Source organism: Micromonospora rifamycinica, from assembly GCF_900090265.1.
Taxonomy (GTDB): Bacteria; Actinomycetota; Actinomycetes; order Mycobacteriales; family Micromonosporaceae; genus Micromonospora; species Micromonospora rifamycinica.
The window spans coordinates 2,946,142-2,961,551 of sequence record NZ_LT607752.1 but is presented as its reverse complement, the minus strand read 5'-3'; the positions used below and the strand labels follow the sequence as shown (position 1 = coordinate 2,961,551).

At 73.3% G+C, this 15,410-nt stretch carries 20 protein-coding genes; 12 read left to right on the top strand and 8 right to left on the bottom strand.

The annotated features are described in order from the left end of the window. Nucleotides 1–70: 70 nt before the first annotated feature. Nucleotides 71–964, top strand: coding sequence for a ribokinase (locus GA0070623_RS12005; RefSeq protein ID WP_067305934.1), 894 nt, complete (start codon nucleotides 71–73; stop codon nucleotides 962–964). Between the two features lie 147 nt (nucleotides 965–1,111). Here the strand turns inward: GA0070623_RS12005 and GA0070623_RS12000 are convergent, their stop codons facing one another. The 3 genes from GA0070623_RS12000 to GA0070623_RS11990 all read right to left on the bottom strand — a co-directional run bounded on the left by GA0070623_RS12000 (nucleotide 1,112) and on the right by GA0070623_RS11990 (nucleotide 3,062). Further along, nucleotides 1,112–1,882: a hypothetical protein gene (locus GA0070623_RS12000; protein WP_067305931.1), complete on the bottom strand. Its 771-nt coding sequence runs from the start codon at nucleotides 1,880–1,882 to the stop codon at nucleotides 1,112–1,114. A gap of 72 nt (nucleotides 1,883–1,954) precedes the next feature. Beyond that, complete coding sequence (locus tag GA0070623_RS11995; protein WP_089004015.1) at nucleotides 1,955–2,437, bottom strand: DUF6232 family protein; 483 nt, start codon at nucleotides 2,435–2,437, stop codon at nucleotides 1,955–1,957. Between the two features lie 97 nt (nucleotides 2,438–2,534). Next, nucleotides 2,535–3,062 carry a DUF6232 family protein gene (locus GA0070623_RS11990; protein WP_067305872.1) on the bottom strand — a complete coding sequence of 176 codons (528 nt, stop codon included), beginning with the start codon at nucleotides 3,060–3,062 and terminating at the stop codon, nucleotides 2,535–2,537. Nucleotides 3,063–3,162: 100 nt separating this feature from the next. Between GA0070623_RS11990 and GA0070623_RS11985 the strand changes: the two genes are divergently transcribed. The 4 genes from GA0070623_RS11985 to GA0070623_RS11970 all read left to right on the top strand — a co-directional run bounded on the left by GA0070623_RS11985 (nucleotide 3,163) and on the right by GA0070623_RS11970 (nucleotide 7,572). Beyond that, entirely contained in the window at nucleotides 3,163–3,936 is a 774-nt protein-coding gene (locus GA0070623_RS11985) for an enoyl-CoA hydratase-related protein (RefSeq protein ID WP_067305869.1), read from the top strand. Nucleotides 3,937–4,017: 81 nt separating this feature from the next. After that, nucleotides 4,018–5,640: an acetolactate synthase gene (locus GA0070623_RS11980; protein WP_067305866.1), complete on the top strand. Its 1,623-nt coding sequence runs from the start codon at nucleotides 4,018–4,020 to the stop codon at nucleotides 5,638–5,640. Nucleotides 5,641–5,773: 133 nt separating this feature from the next. Continuing rightward, nucleotides 5,774–6,757, top strand: coding sequence for an ATP-binding cassette domain-containing protein (locus GA0070623_RS11975; protein WP_067305863.1), 984 nt, complete (start codon nucleotides 5,774–5,776; stop codon nucleotides 6,755–6,757). Next, nucleotides 6,754–7,572 (top strand): ABC transporter permease, encoded by an 819-nt coding sequence (locus GA0070623_RS11970; protein ID WP_067305860.1) that lies wholly within the window; start codon nucleotides 6,754–6,756, stop codon nucleotides 7,570–7,572. The genes GA0070623_RS11975 and GA0070623_RS11970 overlap by 4 nt, the downstream gene beginning before the upstream one ends. 11 nt (nucleotides 7,573–7,583) lie before the next feature. Here GA0070623_RS11970 and GA0070623_RS11965 read toward each other — a convergent pair whose 3' ends face one another. Genes GA0070623_RS11965 through GA0070623_RS11955 form a run of 3 tightly spaced genes read right to left on the bottom strand, consistent with a single transcriptional unit; the run spans nucleotide 7,584 to nucleotide 8,695 of the window. Further along, nucleotides 7,584–7,958, bottom strand: a complete 375-nt coding sequence (locus GA0070623_RS11965; protein ID WP_067305858.1) for a PLD nuclease N-terminal domain-containing protein — start codon at nucleotides 7,956–7,958, stop codon at nucleotides 7,584–7,586. A 27-nt stretch (nucleotides 7,959–7,985) separates the two neighbouring features. Then, nucleotides 7,986–8,306 carry a DUF202 domain-containing protein gene (locus GA0070623_RS11960; RefSeq protein WP_067305855.1) on the bottom strand — a complete coding sequence of 107 codons (321 nt, stop codon included), beginning with the start codon at nucleotides 8,304–8,306 and terminating at the stop codon, nucleotides 7,986–7,988. Continuing rightward, nucleotides 8,303–8,695 (bottom strand): YidH family protein, encoded by a 393-nt coding sequence (locus GA0070623_RS11955; RefSeq protein WP_067305851.1) that lies wholly within the window; start codon nucleotides 8,693–8,695, stop codon nucleotides 8,303–8,305. Before GA0070623_RS11955 ends, GA0070623_RS11960 begins: the two co-directional genes overlap by 4 nt. Nucleotides 8,696–8,736: 41 nt before the next feature. On the opposite strand from GA0070623_RS11955, the gene GA0070623_RS11950 reads away from it, so the two are divergent. The 5 genes from GA0070623_RS11950 (at nucleotide 8,737) to GA0070623_RS11935 (ending at nucleotide 11,899) form a co-directional block, all read left to right on the top strand. Then, nucleotides 8,737–9,534: a GNAT family N-acetyltransferase gene (locus tag GA0070623_RS11950; protein ID WP_067305848.1), complete on the top strand. Its 798-nt coding sequence runs from the start codon at nucleotides 8,737–8,739 to the stop codon at nucleotides 9,532–9,534. After that, nucleotides 9,531–9,944 (top strand): hypothetical protein, encoded by a 414-nt coding sequence (locus GA0070623_RS11945; RefSeq protein ID WP_067305844.1) that lies wholly within the window; start codon nucleotides 9,531–9,533, stop codon nucleotides 9,942–9,944. The genes GA0070623_RS11950 and GA0070623_RS11945 overlap by 4 nt, the downstream gene beginning before the upstream one ends. 36 nt (nucleotides 9,945–9,980) lie before the next feature. Next, entirely contained in the window at nucleotides 9,981–10,064 is an 84-nt protein-coding gene (locus GA0070623_RS31635) for a hypothetical protein (protein WP_157517499.1), read from the top strand. A gap of 84 nt (nucleotides 10,065–10,148) precedes the next feature. Further along, complete coding sequence (locus GA0070623_RS11940) at nucleotides 10,149–10,928, top strand: electron transfer flavoprotein subunit beta/FixA family protein (protein ID WP_067305841.1); 780 nt, start codon at nucleotides 10,149–10,151, stop codon at nucleotides 10,926–10,928. Between the two features lie 11 nt (nucleotides 10,929–10,939). Further along, a complete protein-coding gene (locus GA0070623_RS11935) occupies nucleotides 10,940–11,899 on the top strand; it encodes an electron transfer flavoprotein subunit alpha/FixB family protein (protein ID WP_067305838.1) in 960 nt (319 codons plus the stop codon). Nucleotides 11,900–12,019: 120 nt separating this feature from the next. Here GA0070623_RS11935 and GA0070623_RS11930 read toward each other — a convergent pair whose 3' ends face one another. Both GA0070623_RS11930 and GA0070623_RS11925 read right to left on the bottom strand, forming a co-directional pair. Further along, on the bottom strand, nucleotides 12,020–12,889 hold the full coding sequence (locus GA0070623_RS11930) for an anti-sigma factor (protein WP_067305835.1): 870 nt from the start codon (nucleotides 12,887–12,889) through the stop codon (nucleotides 12,020–12,022). After that, nucleotides 12,843–13,445 (bottom strand): RNA polymerase sigma factor, encoded by a 603-nt coding sequence (locus GA0070623_RS11925; protein ID WP_067305832.1) that lies wholly within the window; start codon nucleotides 13,443–13,445, stop codon nucleotides 12,843–12,845. The genes GA0070623_RS11930 and GA0070623_RS11925 overlap by 47 nt, the downstream gene beginning before the upstream one ends. A gap of 251 nt (nucleotides 13,446–13,696) precedes the next feature. Here GA0070623_RS11925 and GA0070623_RS11920 point away from each other — a divergent pair, with 251 nt between their 5' ends. Continuing rightward, nucleotides 13,697–14,527, top strand: a complete 831-nt coding sequence (locus tag GA0070623_RS11920) for a DUF4397 domain-containing protein (RefSeq protein ID WP_067305828.1) — start codon at nucleotides 13,697–13,699, stop codon at nucleotides 14,525–14,527. After that, nucleotides 14,524–15,192 carry a class F sortase gene (locus GA0070623_RS11915; protein WP_067305825.1) on the top strand — a complete coding sequence of 223 codons (669 nt, stop codon included), beginning with the start codon at nucleotides 14,524–14,526 and terminating at the stop codon, nucleotides 15,190–15,192. Before GA0070623_RS11920 ends, GA0070623_RS11915 begins: the two co-directional genes overlap by 4 nt. Nucleotides 15,193–15,410: the final 218 nt, after the last annotated feature.

The window sequence follows — 15,410 nt, the reverse complement described above, 5'->3', positions numbered from 1 at the left end:
GCCACTCACCCGGGACGGGCGGTCGAGGCCCTAGACTCGCCGCGGAACGTGCGGTCGGCGGGAGGTCGTGGTGCGGCAGAGCCGGATCGTCGTGGTGGGCAGCGCGAACATGGATCTGGTCGGGGCCGCCACGGAACTGCCCAGGCCGGGGGAGACCGTGCTCGGCAGCGACTTCGCGATGGTGCCCGGCGGCAAGGGCGCCAACCAGGCGATCGCCGCCGTCCGGGCCGGTGCCGCCTGCACCTTCCTCGGCGCGCTCGGCTCCGACGCGTTCGGGGTCACCCTGCGGGCGCGGATCACCGCCGCCCAGGTGGACACCACCCACCTGCGGGTGGTCTACGGAGCGTCCGGGGTGGCCCTGGTCATGGTCAATGCCGTCGGTGAGAACGCCATCCTGGTCACCCCGGGGGCGAACGCCGCCTTCACCGGCCTCACCGGGGCCGAGCTGGACGCCGTACGCGGGGCGGATGTGCTGGTCGCGCAGCTGGAGATCCCGGTCGAGACGGTGACCGAGGCGGCGTCGGCCGCCCGCGCCGCCGGTACCCGGGTGATCCTCAACGCGGCACCGGCCCGGCAGGTGCCCGCCGAGCTGCTCGCCGCGGTGGACCTGTTGGTGGTCAACGAGACCGAGGCGCAGCTGCTCGCCGGCGGCGGGCGGGACGACCCGCAGGCGTTGCTGGCGCTGGTGCCCCGGGCGGTGCTCACCCTCGGCGGCGACGGAGCCTGGTACGTCGAGCGGGACGGCCCGGCCGTGCACGTGCCGGCCGTCGCGGTGGATGTGGTCGACTCGACCGCCGCCGGGGACGCGTTCACCGCCGCCCTTGCGGTGGCCTGGGGCGAGGGGCGCGAGGTGGTCGACGCGGTGCGCTGGGCGGCGGCGGCCGGTGCGGCCTGCGTCCGGCGGTTCGGCGCCTCCGTGGCCCTGCCGAGCCGCTCCGAGATCGACGCCCTCTTCACTCCCTGACCCGGCCCCGGTCCCGCGCCTGAGCGGCCGGTCGGGCCGCGGGAAACCCCGCGCCGCCGGTCAGGGAGCGGGAAATCCCGCCCGGCCGGTCGGGGACCTGCAACTCCTGCACGGACGGTCGGTGCCGGTGGCTCGCTGACCGGATGCTCAGCCTGCCGGGTCGTCGGCGAGCCGTTCACCCCGGCGGCGCAGCATCCCCAGGCCCGGGATGCCGGCGACGGCGAGCTTGAGGTCGCGGGTCACGTCGAGCAGGTCGTGCAGATCCGGGCCGACCCGGTCCAGGGTGGCCAGGATCGGCAGTACGTCGGAGGTCAGGTGCTCCTTCAGCTTCGGCAACTCGTCGACGAGCCGGATCGCCGCGACCACCTCCTCGTGGCTCAGCTCGGCCACGAACCGGTTCGCCATCGGCGCACCCCGCCGCAGCGCCGGCTCGTACGCGGCCAGCAGCTCGGCCGCGACGGCCGCGGCACCCTCGGCGGTGGCCACCGTGTCGGCGGCCCGCCCGGCGACCGCCTCGGCCCCGGCGACCACCACCCCGGCGGCCCGGGACACCTGCCCGGCCCCGGCGACCACCCCGGCCGCAGCCCCCGACACCTGCTCGGCCTCCGCCACCACCAGGGCGGCCGCGGCGGCGACCTCGGTGGCCCGGTCGATTGCCGTGGTCGCCGCCGTGCTGATCACGGCGACCTCGGCGACCGCCTCCTCGGCGTCGGTGAGCACCCGGTCGGTGCGGTCCAGGGTCTCCTCGATCCGGTCCACCACCAGGTTGATCCGGGCCAGGAGCGCCTCCACCCCGTCGAGCACGGCGAAGGCGCGGGCCGGTACGGCGGCGAACGAGGCGGCCGAGCCGAGAGCCTGGTCGAGGGCGGAACGGGTGAGGCCGACGACGGCGGTCGGTCGGGGCAGGGGGATGGCCATGTCACCCAGTGTGCGTCGCCCCGGCCAGTGGTGCCCGGCGGCGGGCTGGCCGACCGGCACCGGCAGCGGTGCTCACCGGTGTTCCCCCTGCTGTTCGACGGCGCGCTGGACGGCCCGGTAGATCTGCCCGAACCGCAGCGCGTCGGGGGTGCGCAGCAGCAGCAACTCCTGACCGAGGTGCTGCACCCACAGCTCGTTGACCCGGTTGCCGCGCTCGTACGAGCGGTCCAGCCAGCCCAGCGGCAGCTCCAGGAAGGGCAGCAGGGCGAGTGCCCCGACGGCGCAGGCGGCCAGGACGAGCAGGGCCGGCTTCCACTCGCCCCGGTCCTGTGCGGACCAGACCAGCGAGACGACACAGACCAGCGCGATCAACGGGGGCAGCGAGAGCAGCAGCACCAGCACGCCGCGGCCGAGAATGCGGGACCGGACGGCCATGGTGGTGGCCCCCCGGGCGTGCCAGACGTACGCCACGTCGGCGATCCGGACGAGCTGCCCGCCGGCCTGGATCGACTCGGAGGTCACCTGCACCGTGTCGTCCCGGTAATAGAGGGTCATCATTAACCATAACCGTTCGCAGGCGGTAGGTGCCGCTGCGTGTCCGGTCGGTGGCGGGCCGGCGGACCGGTACCGGCGGATCGGTGCCGACCGGCGGCTACCGCCGGCCGCCGGGCCGTGGACCGTCCTGGGCGGAACCGGCCGTGTCGCGCCGCACCGTCCGGGGCGGTGGCCCGGTGTGTTCCACCGCCCGCTGCACCGCCCGGTAGATCTGCCCGAAGCGCTGGGCGTCGCCGGTGCGCAGCAGCAGCACGGGCTGGTCCCGCCAGCGGACCCACAGCTCACGCTGCCGGCTGCCCCGGTCGTACGATCGGTCCAGGTGGTTGAAGAGGAAGTCGGCGATCGGCCCGACGGCCAGCCCGACCAGGACCGACGCCCCCACGATGGCGATCGTGACGGTGGGGGAGCGGTGCAGCCACACGGCCACCGCGATGCCGACCACCGCGGCCACCAGCGGACCGGCCAGGGCCGCGCCGATCGCGCCCCGCCCGGCCAGCACCCGCCAGGAGCGGCCGCCCCGACGGTGCCAGACCAGGCCGATCTCGGCCAACGGGTAGGCCCGGCCGTCGATCCGGACGGCGGTAGAGGTGACCTGCACCGACCGGTCGTCGTAGTACGTGATCATCGCTGGACTCCCGACCGAGGGTGGCGAACACCAGACTACGTACCCCAACGACCGGGGTCGTAAGGTTGGCACGCGACTTCGACGAGGAAGTGAGGGCGGCGTGAGCGAGTTCGTGCGGCTGGAGACCAGTGACGGCATCGGCACCATCCGGCTGGAGCGGCCACCGATGAACGCGCTCAACAAGCAGGTCCAGGAGGAGCTGCGGGCCGCCGCCGTGGCCGCCGGCACCGACCCGGCCGTCCGGGCCGTCATCGTGTACGGCGGGGAGAAGGTCTTCGCCGCCGGCGCGGACATCAAGGAGATGGCCGACATGTCCTACGTGGACATGGCGGAGCGGGCCGCCGACCTCTCCAGCGCCATCGGCGCGTTCGCCCGGATCCCCAAGCCGGTGGTCGCCGCGATCACCGGGTACGCCCTCGGCGGCGGCTGCGAGCTGGCCCTGGCCTGCGACTGGCGGGTGGTGGCCGAGGACGCCAAGCTCGGCCAGCCGGAGATCAGGCTCGGTGTCATCCCCGGTGCCGGCGGCACCCAGCGGCTGGCCCGGTTGGTCGGCCCGGCCCGCGCCAAGGATCTGATCATGTCGGGCCGGATGGTGGACGCGGCGGAGGCGCTGCGGATCGGGCTGGCCGACCGGGTCGTCCCGGCGGCCGAGGTCTACGACGCCGCGGTCGCGCTGGTCCGGCCGTACCTGACCGGCCCGGTGCAGGCGCTGCGGGCGGCGAAGCTGGCGGTCGACGCCGGCCTGGACATGGATCTCGGCTCCGGGCTCGCCTGGGAGAGCCAGCTCTTCGCCGCGCTGTTCGCCACCGACGACCGGCGCGAGGGGATGGCGGCCTTCGTCGAGAAGCGCAAGCCCGACTTCACCGGCCGCTGATCCGGCCCGGTGAGGAGTGTTCACATCTTCCGTACCGGCCAGTAGCGTGTGACTCCGGCCGGCGGACGAGGGGGAGCGGCGATGACGGAACGGGTCGAGGGCCACGGCGGAGCGCTGGCGCTGGCGGCACTGCGGGCGCACGGCGTACGGGAGCTGTTCACCCTCTCCGGCGGGCACGTCTTCCCGCTCTACGACGCCGCCCACACCACCGGCTTCCCGCTCTACGACGTCCGGCACGAGCAGTCCGCCGTCTTCGCCGCCGAGGCGGTGGCCAAGCTCCAGCGCCGTCCCGGCGTCGCCGTGCTCACCGCCGGCCCCGGTGTCACCAACGGCATCTCCGGGCTGACCAGCGCCTTCTTCAACGCCTCACCGGTGCTGGTGCTGGGCGGTCGGGCCCCGCAGTTCCGCTGGGGTTCCGGCAGCCTCCAGGAGATGGACCACCTCCCGCTGGTCGCCCCGGTCACCAAGCACGCCGAGACGGTGTTCAGTGCCGACGACATCCCCGGCGCGGTCTCGGCCGCGCTGACCACCGCGCTCACCCCGCACCGGGGGCCGGTCTTCCTCGACTTCCCGCTGGAGGCGGTCTTCTCGGTCGGTGACGCCGACCTGCCCGCCCCGGCCACGGTCGCGCCGATCGAACCCGACCCCGACGAGGTGGCGAAGGCGGCCCGGCTGATCGCCGCCGCCACCCGTCCGGTGATCATCGCCGGCTCCGACGTGTACGCCGGCGACGCCGTCGCCGCGCTCCGCGAGGCCGCCGAGGCGTTGCAGGTGCCGGTCTTCACCAACGGCATGGGGCGCGGGGCGCTCCCGCCGGAGCACCCGCTCGCCTTCGCCAAGGCCCGCCGGGTGGCGCTGGGCGACGCCGACGTGGTGGTCGTCGTCGGCACCCCGCTGGACTTCCGGCTCAGCTTCGGCGACTTCGGCGACGCGGCGGTGGTGCACGTCGTGGACGCCCCGACCCAGCGGGCCGGGCACGTCCAGCCGGCCGCCAGCCCCGCCGGTGACCTGCGGCTGATCCTGTCCGCCTTCGCCGACCACCCCGGCGACCGGGCCGACCACGCCGACTGGATCGCCCGGCTGCGCACCGCCGAGGACGCCGCGAAGGCCCGCGACGCCGCCGAGATGGCCGCCGAGACCGACCCGATCCGCCCGGCCCGGGTCTACGGCGAGCTGCGCCGGGTGCTCGCCCCGGACGCGGTCACCATCGGCGACGGCGGCGACTTCGTCTCGTACGCCGGGCGCTACCTGGAGCCGTCGCAGCCCGGCACCTGGCTCGACCCCGGCCCGTACGGCTGCCTCGGCACCGGGCTGGGCTATGCGATGGGCGCCCGGGTCAGCCACCCCGACCGGCAGATCTGCGTGCTGATGGGCGACGGCGCGGCCGGCTTCTCGCTGATGGACGCGGAGTCGCTGGTCCGGCAGCGGCTGCCGGTGGTGATCGTGGTCGGCAACAACGGCATCTGGGGGCTGGAGAAGCACCCGATGCGGGCCATGTACGGCTATGACGTCGCCGCCGACCTGCAGCCCGAGCTGCGCTACGACAAGGTGGTCGAGGCGCTCGGCGGTGCCGGGGAGACCGTGGCGAAGGCCGCCGACCTCGGGCCGGCCCTGGGCCGGGCGTTCGACGCCGGGGTGCCGTACCTGGTCAACGTGCTCACCGACCCGGCCGACGCGTACCCCCGCTCGTCGAACCTGGCCTGAAAGCCCGGCACCGCGCCCGGCGGCGGCCGTGTTCTGCCGGGCGGATAAATCGGCGGAATGACAGCGGCGACACACGTAACGTCAGACCCCTCGCCCATCGTTGGACGATCCAGCGATAACGACGGGAGTTCTGATGACACACGCCATCCGCGCCGAGGGACTGGTGCGCCGGTTCGGCGACACCACCGCCCTGGCCGGGGTCGACCTACAGGTGCCCACCGGGACGGTCTTCGGGCTGCTCGGCCCCAACGGCGCCGGCAAGACCACCGCGGTACGGGTGCTCGCCACCCTGCTCACCGCCGATGCGGGCCACGCCACCGTCGGCGGGTACGACGTCCGCCGGGAGGCCCACCAGGTCCGCCAGCTGATCGGCCTCACCGGTCAGTACGCCTCGGTCGACGAGAACCTGACCGGCACCGAGAACCTGCTGCTCATTGGCCGGCTGCTGGGTCTGTCCCGGCGCGACGCCCGGAGCCGGGCCGCCGAGCTGCTGGCCGGCTTCCAGCTCACCGACGCCGCCGGGCGGGCCGCGAAGACCTATTCCGGTGGCATGCGCCGCCGGCTCGACCTGGCCGCCAGCCTGGTGGGTCGGCCGCAGGTGCTCTTCCTCGACGAGCCGACCACCGGTCTCGACCCGCGCAGCCGTAACGACCTGTGGGACATCGTCCGGGGGCTGGTGGCCGAGGGGGTGACCGTGCTGCTGACCACGCAGTACCTGGAGGAGGCCGACCAGCTGGCCGACGAGATCGCCGTGGTCGACCACGGCCGGGTGATCGCCCAGGGCACCCCCGAGGAGCTGAAGGCCAAGACCGGCGGCCAGGTGCTGACCGTCCGGCCGGTCGAGGTGACCGACCTGCCGACCGTGCTCGCCGTCGTCGGCGAGGTGACCGGGGTGGTGCCGGAGGTCAACCAGAGCACCGTCACCGCGCCGGTCAGCGGGCCGGGTGCGCTGCCCGCCGTGGTCCGCCGGCTCGACGACGCCGAGGTGCACGTGGCCGAGCTGGCCCTGCGCGGGTCCAGCCTCGACGAGGTCTTCCTCTCTCTCACCGGCCACCGGGCCGAGGACGACACCGCCACCGCCGACACCGCCGACATCCTGGAAGGGAGCCCGGCATGACCGCCGCGACCGTCGCCACCCCGTCGGCCCGTCCCGCGCCGGCCCGCCGGCTCGGCCTGACCGCGGGCCTGCGGCACACCGGCACGCTGGCCTGGCGCAGCCTGGTGCAGATCAAACACAATCCGATGGAGCTGCTCGACCTGAGCATCCAGCCGGTGATGTTCGTGCTGCTCTTCACCTACGTCTTCGGCGGGGCGATCTCGGGCAGCCCGGGGGAGTACCTGACGTTCGCGTTGCCCGGCATCATCGTGCAGAACGCCTTCTTCGCCACGATGACCACCGGCTTCGGGCTCAACCAGGATCTCACCAAGGGCGTCTTCGACCGGCTGCGGTCGCTGCCCGTGGCCCGCTGGTCCCCGCTCGCCGGCCGGATCGTCGCTGACACAGTCAAGCAGGCCTGGTCGTTGACCCTGCTCCTCGGGGTCGGGATGATCCTCGGCTTCCGGCTCGGCAACGGCCTGTTCGGGCTGCTCGGCGCGTTCGCCCTGCTGCTGGTCTTCTCGCTCGCCGCCGCCTGGATGTCGGTGCTGGTCGGCGTGCTGGTCAGCGAACCGGACAAGGTCCAGATCTTCGGCTTCACGGTGATCTTCCCGCTCAGCTTCACCAGCAACGCCTTCGTGCCGACCGAGACCATGCCGTCCTGGCTCCAGCACTGGGTCGAGGTCAACCCGGTGACCATCCTGGCGAACGCGCTGCGCGGGCTGCTGGTCGGTGGGCCGGTCGCCGGGCCGGTCCTCCAGTCGCTGCTGTGGGCGGTCGCCATCGCCGCGGTCTTCGCCCCGCTCGCGGTGCGGGGCCTGCGCCGTCGGGTCTGACCCGGCCGGGGTCAGAGTTCGGGCCGCTCACCGCCGCGGGGCCGGTCGTCCTCCCGGCGGTGCAGGTCCTCCTCCCACCGCTGGAACAGGGCGTGGTCGTCGCGGTTCGCCCGTTCGTCGATCGACTTCAGGAACTCCGGGTCGTCGTCCGGCGCGACGGGCCGCCGCGGGCCGGACGACCAGCCCCGCCGGTCCCCCCGGGGCACGGGACGCCCGGCGAGGAACCAGGCGACCGCCCCGATCAGCGGGAAGACGAGGATGACCAATACCCAGAGGAACCGGGGCAGCCCGCGGACCGTACCGTCGTCGGCGGACAGGCAACTGATCAGCGCGCAGGCGGCGAGCACCACCTGGATCAGGAACAACAGCACGTAGAGCCGGGCCATGCCCCCATCATGACGCAGCGTTGCGCGTCACCACACCCCACGCAGCACCAGCGACACGCAGAGCAGCGCGAAACCGGCCGCGGCGAGGGCCACCAGCGGTACCGCCCGGGCGTCGACCGCCGCCCGGCGGCGACCGGTGGCCCGCCCCCAGGTGGCCACCAACGTCACCCACCAGAGCAGCACCGTCACCCCGGCGAGCAACGCCCCGGCGATGTCCCCGGTGAGCGCCAGCCGGACCGCCAGCACGCCGACCACCGTGAACGCCAGCGCGGTACGCCGCCAGGCCAGCCGGGTGCGCTCCGGTTGCAGGCCGGGATCGCCGCCCGCGCGCCCCGGGCCGCCGGTCACCGGCCGCTAACCCCGCGCACCAGGACGGCCACCACCAGCAGCAGCGCGCCCACCGCCACGATCAGGGCGAGCACGGCCGGAAAACGGGAGGCCGGCAGGCGGTCGCCGAGCCGGATGGCCCGTTCGGTACGCGACCAGTGGTCCACCGCGCGAACCGCGACCGTGCCGCCGAGCAGCAGCAACGCCACGGCGATCGCCTCGCGCAGGTGTCGCAGCGGCAGCGGCGGCAGGAACTGGGCGGCGGCCAGCCCGCCGGCGATCAGCGCCAGCCCGGTGCGCAGCCAGGCCAGGAAGGTCCGTTCGTTGGCCAGCGAGAAGCGGTAGTCCGGGGTGGTCCCCACGGAGTCGAGGTCCGACGGGTCGAACCACCGTCTGATCGCCTGCCACACGACGCCGATTATCCGCTTTACGGTCGGCCTAGCCTGGAGCGGTGACAGATCTTGATGCCACCACCCTGCGTGACACCTACGACCGACAGCTCCGGCCGGAGATCCCCGACCCGGTCCCGGCCGGCGTGACCATCGAACGGGACGGGCCGCTGGTGCGGGTGCTGGGCCTGGACCACGGCGGTTTCCTCACCTACCGCACGCTGGACGGGCTGGCCGGCGCGGAGCTGGACGCGCTGATCGCCCGCCAGGTCGAGCTGTTCCGGCAGCGCGGCGAGTCGGTGGAGTGGAAGCACAACAGCCACGACGAGCCCGCCGACCTGCCGGAGCGGCTGCGCGCCGCCGGCTTCGTGCCGGAGGACCGGGAGACCGTCCTGATCGGCCCGGTCGCGCCGCTGGCCGCCGCCGTGCCGGTGCTCCCCGAGGGGGTACGGCTGCGCGAGGTCACCAGCCGGGACGACCTGGTGCGGATCGCCGCGATGGAGGAGGAGGTCTGGCGTAGCGACCGTTCGCACCTGGTCACCGGCCTGCTCCGGGAGATCGAGGCGGACCCGCAGTCGATCACCGTGCTGGTGGCCGAGGCGGAGGGCGTCGTGGTCAGCGCCGCCTGGGTGCGCTATCTCAACGGCACCGGCTTCGCCAGCCTGTGGGGCGGCTCGACGCTCGTGCCGTGGCGACGCCGGGGCGTCTACCGGGCGCTGGTGGCCTACCGGGCACGGCTGGCCGACCAGCGGGGCAAGACGCTGTTGCAGGTGGACGCCTCGGAGGACAGCCGGCCGATCCTGGAGCGACTCGGCTTCGTCCCGGTCACCACGACCACCCCGTACGTCTACACTCCGTGATGATGGAGCAGCGGCTGACGGACGACGAGCAGCAGGTCCTCAAGACGGGCGCCTTCGGGGCGGTCTTCCTGGTGTCGAACGCCGATCCGGGGGTGTTCGCGATGATCCGGGAGAGCTTCGCCGCGTCCGGGGCGTTCGCGGGCGCGAGCGGACTGGTGAAGGAGGCGCTCACCGGCGGCTCGCTGCCCCGGCTGCCCCGGGACTCGGCCCTGGAGGTCGAGTCGGTGGTGCTACCGGCGCTGGGCCGCGCGGTGGACATCCTGCGGGCCAAGTCCCCGGCCGACCTGTCCGTGTACCGCGAGCTGGTGGTGGCTGCGGCCGAGCAGGTGGCCCGCGCGCACCGGGGGGTGACGCCGGCCGAGGCGGACGTCATCGACCGGATCCGGACCGCGCTGGCCGAGCCGGCCTGACCCCGCCCGCCGAGATTGGCGGGTACGCGGTGAGCCGTGTCACTGTGGGTGCCCGGGAACAGTAACCTACTGGCAGGTAACATGGCGTTCGTGGGCAACTGCACAGCACCCCGCGGTTGACCGGGTGTCAACGGACGCGCGAAGCTCCGCCCTTGACCGGGCGAGCAGATCGCACACCACCAACAGGAGGGTCGTCGAATCGCGATGAACATCGTCGTACTCGTCAAGCAGGTGCCTGATTCGGGCGCGGACCGCAACCTGCGCGCTGACGACAACACCGTCGACCGCGGTTCGGCGAACAACGTCATCAACGAGATGGACGAGTACGCCATCGAGGAGGCGCTCAAGATCAAGGAGGCGCACGGCGGCGAGGTCACCATCCTGACCATGGGACCGGACCGGGCCACCGAGTCGATCCGCAAGGCGCTCTCCATGGGGCCGGACTCCGCCGTACACGTCCTCGACGACGCCCTGCACGGGTCCTGCGCGGTGGCCACCTCGAAGGTGCTCGCCGCCGCCCTCGGCCAGCTCAACGCCGACCTGGTGATCTGCGGCGCCGAGTCGACCGACGGCCGGGTGCAGGTCATGCCGCACATGCTCGCCGAGCGGTTGGGGGTCGCCGCGCTGACCGGTGCCCGCAAGCTCACCGTGGACGGCGCGACGCTGACCGTGGAGCGGCAGACCGAGGAGGGCTACGAGGTGGTCACCGCCGCCACCCCGGCCGTCGTCTCGGTCTGGGACACCATCAACGAACCGCGCTACCCCTCCTTCAAGGGCATCATGGCGGCCAAGAAGAAGCCGGTGAAGACGCTCTCCCTGGCCGACCTGGGCGTCGCGCCCACCGAGGTGGGTTTCGAGGGTGCGACCAGCGCCGTCGTCGAGCACACCAAGCGTCCACCGCGCTCCGGCGGCGCGAAGATCACCGACGAGGGCTCCGGCGGCGTCAAGCTGGTCGAGTTCCTCGCCACCGAGAAGTTCGTCTGAGGGGTCTGAACATGGCTGAGGTACTCGTCGTCGTCGAAGCCACCAGGGAATTCGGCGTCAAGAAGGTCACCCTGGAAATGCTCACCCTGGCCCGCGAGCTGGGCACCCCGAGCGCCGTGGTGCTCGGGGGCGCCGGTGCCGCCGAGGCGCTCAGCGCCAAGCTCGGCGAATACGGCGCGGAGAAGATCTACGCCGCCGAGAGCGAGGAGATCGACGGTCACCTGGTGGCCCCCAAGGCGACGGTGCTGGCCGAACTGGTCAACCGGGTGCAGCCGGCCGCCGTCCTGCTGGCGTCGGCCCAGGAGGGCAAGGAGATCGCCGCCCGGCTGGCCGTCAAGCTGGACAACGGCATCCTGACCGACGTGGTCGGCCTCGACGCCGACGGCACCGCCACCCAGGTCGCCTTCGCCGGCTCCACCATCGTCAAGTCCAGGGTCACCAGGGGCCTGCCGCTGGTCACCGTACGGCCGAACTCGGTCACCCCGACCCCGGCGGCGGCCACCCCGGCCGTCGAGCAGCTCACCGTGTCGGTCACCGACACCGACAAGCTGGCGAAGGTCGTCGAGCGGGTCGCCGAGCAGAAGGGCTCCCGCCCCGAGCTGACCGAGGCCGGCATCGTCGTCTCCGGCGGTCGCGGCGTCGGCAACGCCGACAACTTCAAGCTGGTCGAGGAGCTGGCCGACCTGCTCGGCGGCGCGGTCGGGGCGTCCCGGGCAGCCGTCGACTCCGGGTACTACCCGCACCAGTTCCAGGTCGGACAGACCGGCAAGACCGTCTCGCCGCAGCTCTACGTCGCGCTGGGCATCTCCGGCGCGATCCAGCACCGGGCCGGCATGCAGACCTCGAAGACGATCGTCGCGGTGAACAAGGACGGCGAGGCACCGATCTTCGAGCTGGCCGACTACGGCGTGGTGGGCGACCTGTTCAAGATCGTCCCGCAGGCCGCCGAGGAGATCCGCAAGCGTAAGTGACCCGTTCCGGTCCGTACCAGGCCGCCGCCCGCAGTGCCGGGCGGCGGCCTGGTCGTGCCGGGGAGTCCGGGGTGGCGAGGGAGCTGATCGGCGGGCCGGGGAGCTGAACCGGCCCACCGATCAGCCCGTCAGGGTGCCCCTCAGCAGGCTGTCGCCGGAGTGGGCGGGGCGGTTGTCGTACTGCTCGGCGGAGACGTCGACCACCGAGTACGCCTGGAGATCGACGTTCGGCGGCAGGGGCAGCAGGGCGTCGCCCGAGCTACCGCGCAGCACACCCACCGAGAACATCTCCATGGTCGTCGGATTGATCAGCCACACCTCGTAGTACCCCGAAACGTCCGGGAGATTCGCGACGTGCAGGTGCAGTCGTCCGTCGGCGAAGACCCGGGCGTCACCGTTGGCGTCCTTCGGCGTGCTGCCGTACGCCGTGAGCGGCGCGCTGGCCAGCACGGCCTGCTGGGGCGTGGGTCCGCCCCGGTCGCCGAGGACGGCGACGGTGCCGAGCACCGCGATCGCCGCGGCGGCGGTCGCCGTGACGACGGTGGTGGCCCACCGAGGCCACCGCCGGCCCCGCCGGGACCGTGTCGCCGGTCGCCCGGGGGCACGCTCCCCGTCGGGGCGCGAGGACTGTCGACGGGGCTCCGGGCGGTCACCGGTCACCGCCGGCGACGGCCGGTGGGGAAGGCCGGGCGGCTCTTCGGCCAGCGGCTGCGGACGTACCCCCGGCAGGCCCTGGCGGTGCGCCTCGGCCAGGGACGGCAGCTTCTCGGCGGCGTCGAGCTCGGCCAGCACGCCCGCCCACACGTGGGCCGGCGGGTCGGGCAGCTCGCGCAGGCCCTGGGTGTCCGCGCCCAGCCCGGCGATGTGCCGCAGCGCCTCCAGCTCGTCCCGACAGCTCACACACGTCGCGAGGTGGTCGGTCTCACCGTGGCCCGCCTCGCTCTCACCGAGCGCCAGAAAGACCAGCCGGTCGTGCTCCAGGTGTGGCACCGTCCACCTCCCATCTGCGTTTCAAGCTCGCCATGCCCCGCCTGATGTGGCTCTTGACGGTACCCAGCGGGACTCCGGTCACCGTCGAGATCTGCTGGTGGGTCAGGTCGTCGTAGAAGGCCAGCTCCAGCATCCGGCGCTGGTCGTCCGGGAGCCGGGCCAGCTCGTCGGCGATCACCAGCCGGTCGACCACGCTGTCCGGGTCGCCGCCGGTGGCGACCGGCTCGGGTAGCTGACGGACCGTCTCCACCACCCGGTTCTCCCGGGCCGAGGCGCGCAGCCGGTCGATCACCTTGCGCCGGCCGATGCCGAGCAGCCAGCCGATCAACGAACCCTTGGCCGGGTCGAAGGTGTCCCGCCCCAGCCAGGCGGCGACGAACGTCGCCTGGGTCACGTCCTCCGCGTCGCTGCGGTTGGCCAGCGTGTTGGTGGCCAGGTGGAACACGGCCCGGCCGAACCGGTCGTACGCCTCCCGCAGCGCGCTCTCGTCACCCGCCCGGAAGCGCTCGGCCAGCTCGTCGGGGGGTGGATCGGGGTCCTGTCCTGCTGTTCCCACCGCCGTCACCGGGCGGGTCGCCTTCCCTGGGGCATGCCCGACTGTAACTCCCACAGCCTCCGCCCCACTCTCCCGGTCCGTGTCCGCCTCCACTCGTCTCACCTGCTGTTCGTCCCCGACGGCGGTGCCGGATGCGCTTCGGACGAAGAAAAAGAAAGTGGTCCGCGGCTGCATCCGGTGCGGCGACGGGTGGCGTAACCCGTTCTGCAAGCCAGACCTGACGAACCAGCACCAATCACCAGGAGGCAGACATGCAGCTCGCTATCTTCCGTCGGGTCGCCGCAGGCGGTGCGGTGGCCGCCCTGGCCTTCGCCGGCGTCGGCGCCGCGACCACGAGCCCGGCCTACGCCGCCTCGTCCAAGGTCTCCGTCGTGCACGGCATCCCGGACACCCCGGTCGACGTCTACGTCAACGGCAAGAAGACCCTCGACAACTTCAAGCCCGGTGACGTGGCCGGCCCGCTGACCCTCGCCGAGGGCGAGTACGACATCGCCCTGACCAAGCCCGGCCAGCCCATCGGCAGCGCCATCCTGAAGGTCGACGACGCCGAGGTGCCCGGCGGCGCCAACATCAGCCTCGCCGCGCACCTCAGCGCGGACGGCAAGCCGCAGATCACCCCGTTCGTCAACGACACCGCCAAGCTGGCCGCCGGCAAGGCCCGGCTGATCGTCCGGCACACCGCCGCCGCCCCGGCGGTCGACGTCCGGGCGGGCGGCAAGCCGGTCTTCGAGGGGCTGACCAACCCGAAGGAGGCCAAGGCCGACGTCGACGCCGGCACGGTCAAGGCCGACGTGGTGCTGGCCGGCACCGACACCGTGGCGATCGGCCCGGCGGACCTGAACCTCAAGGAGGGCACCGCCACCATCGTCTACGCGACCGGCTCTGCCGAGGGCAAGAACCTCGACCTGGTCGCCCAGACCATCACCGGCCTGCACTCCGCCCCGGGCGGGGTGCCCAGCGGCACCGGCGGCCAGGCCGGTACGGGCGTGGACACCTGGTGGTACGTGCTGGCCGGTGCCGGCGTACTGCTGCTGGTCGGCGGCGGAGCGCGGGTGGCCGCCACCCGGACCGGTCGCCGGTGACGGTGCGACACCGCGGGGCGCTGGCGGCGATGGCCGCCGGCGTCGCCGCGCTCACCATCGCCACCGTGGTCGCCTGCGGATCGCAACCGGCCGAGGACGTCGGCGCGGACGAGGCGGCGGCGCTGGCCAGCAGCGGCCCGCCGAGCCCGACGACCGGCACCGGCGGTGGCCCGTCGGTGCCGGTGACCGCCGGTGACCTGCCCGCCGACGACCGGACCGTCCCGCCGGTGAAGCTGCGCATCCCGGCGATCGACGTCACCGCCACGGTCAACCCGGTGGGCGTCGACCCGCGGACCGACGAGTTCGACGTCCCGCCGAGCGTCGACCAGATCGGCTGGTACCGGTATGGCCCCGGGCTGGAGACCGCCGCCGGCTCGGTGGTGGTCGCCGGTCACGTCGACAGCTCCGAGCAGGGCAAGGGGGCGTTCTTCCGGCTCCGCGAACTGGACCGCGGCGACACCCTCACCGCCACCGGCGCCGACGGGAGGCAGCGGGCCTACCGGGTCGTTTCCCGCGAGGAGTACGCCAAGACGAAGATCCCGCTGGACCGGTACTTCGCCCGGGACGGCAAGCCGCGGCTCACGTTGATCACCTGTGGTGGCCCGTTCGACCCGAAGACCCGCCACTACCGGGACAACATCGTCGTCACCGCCGTACCGGCGTGACGGCGTGACTCTCAGCCGTTCCGGCGTGATGCTCGCGTGACGCTCAGCCGTTCCGGCGTGATGCTCGGCGGTGCCGGCGTGACGCTCGGCCGTGCCGGCGTGACGCTCGGCCGTGCCGGCCGGGGCGGGGGCCGATCCGGTCCCGGCCCCGGCCGCTTCGTGTCCCGGCCCGCGTGGGGCAGGCGCGGTTCCCGGTCCGGCCGGGCCGATCCACGCTT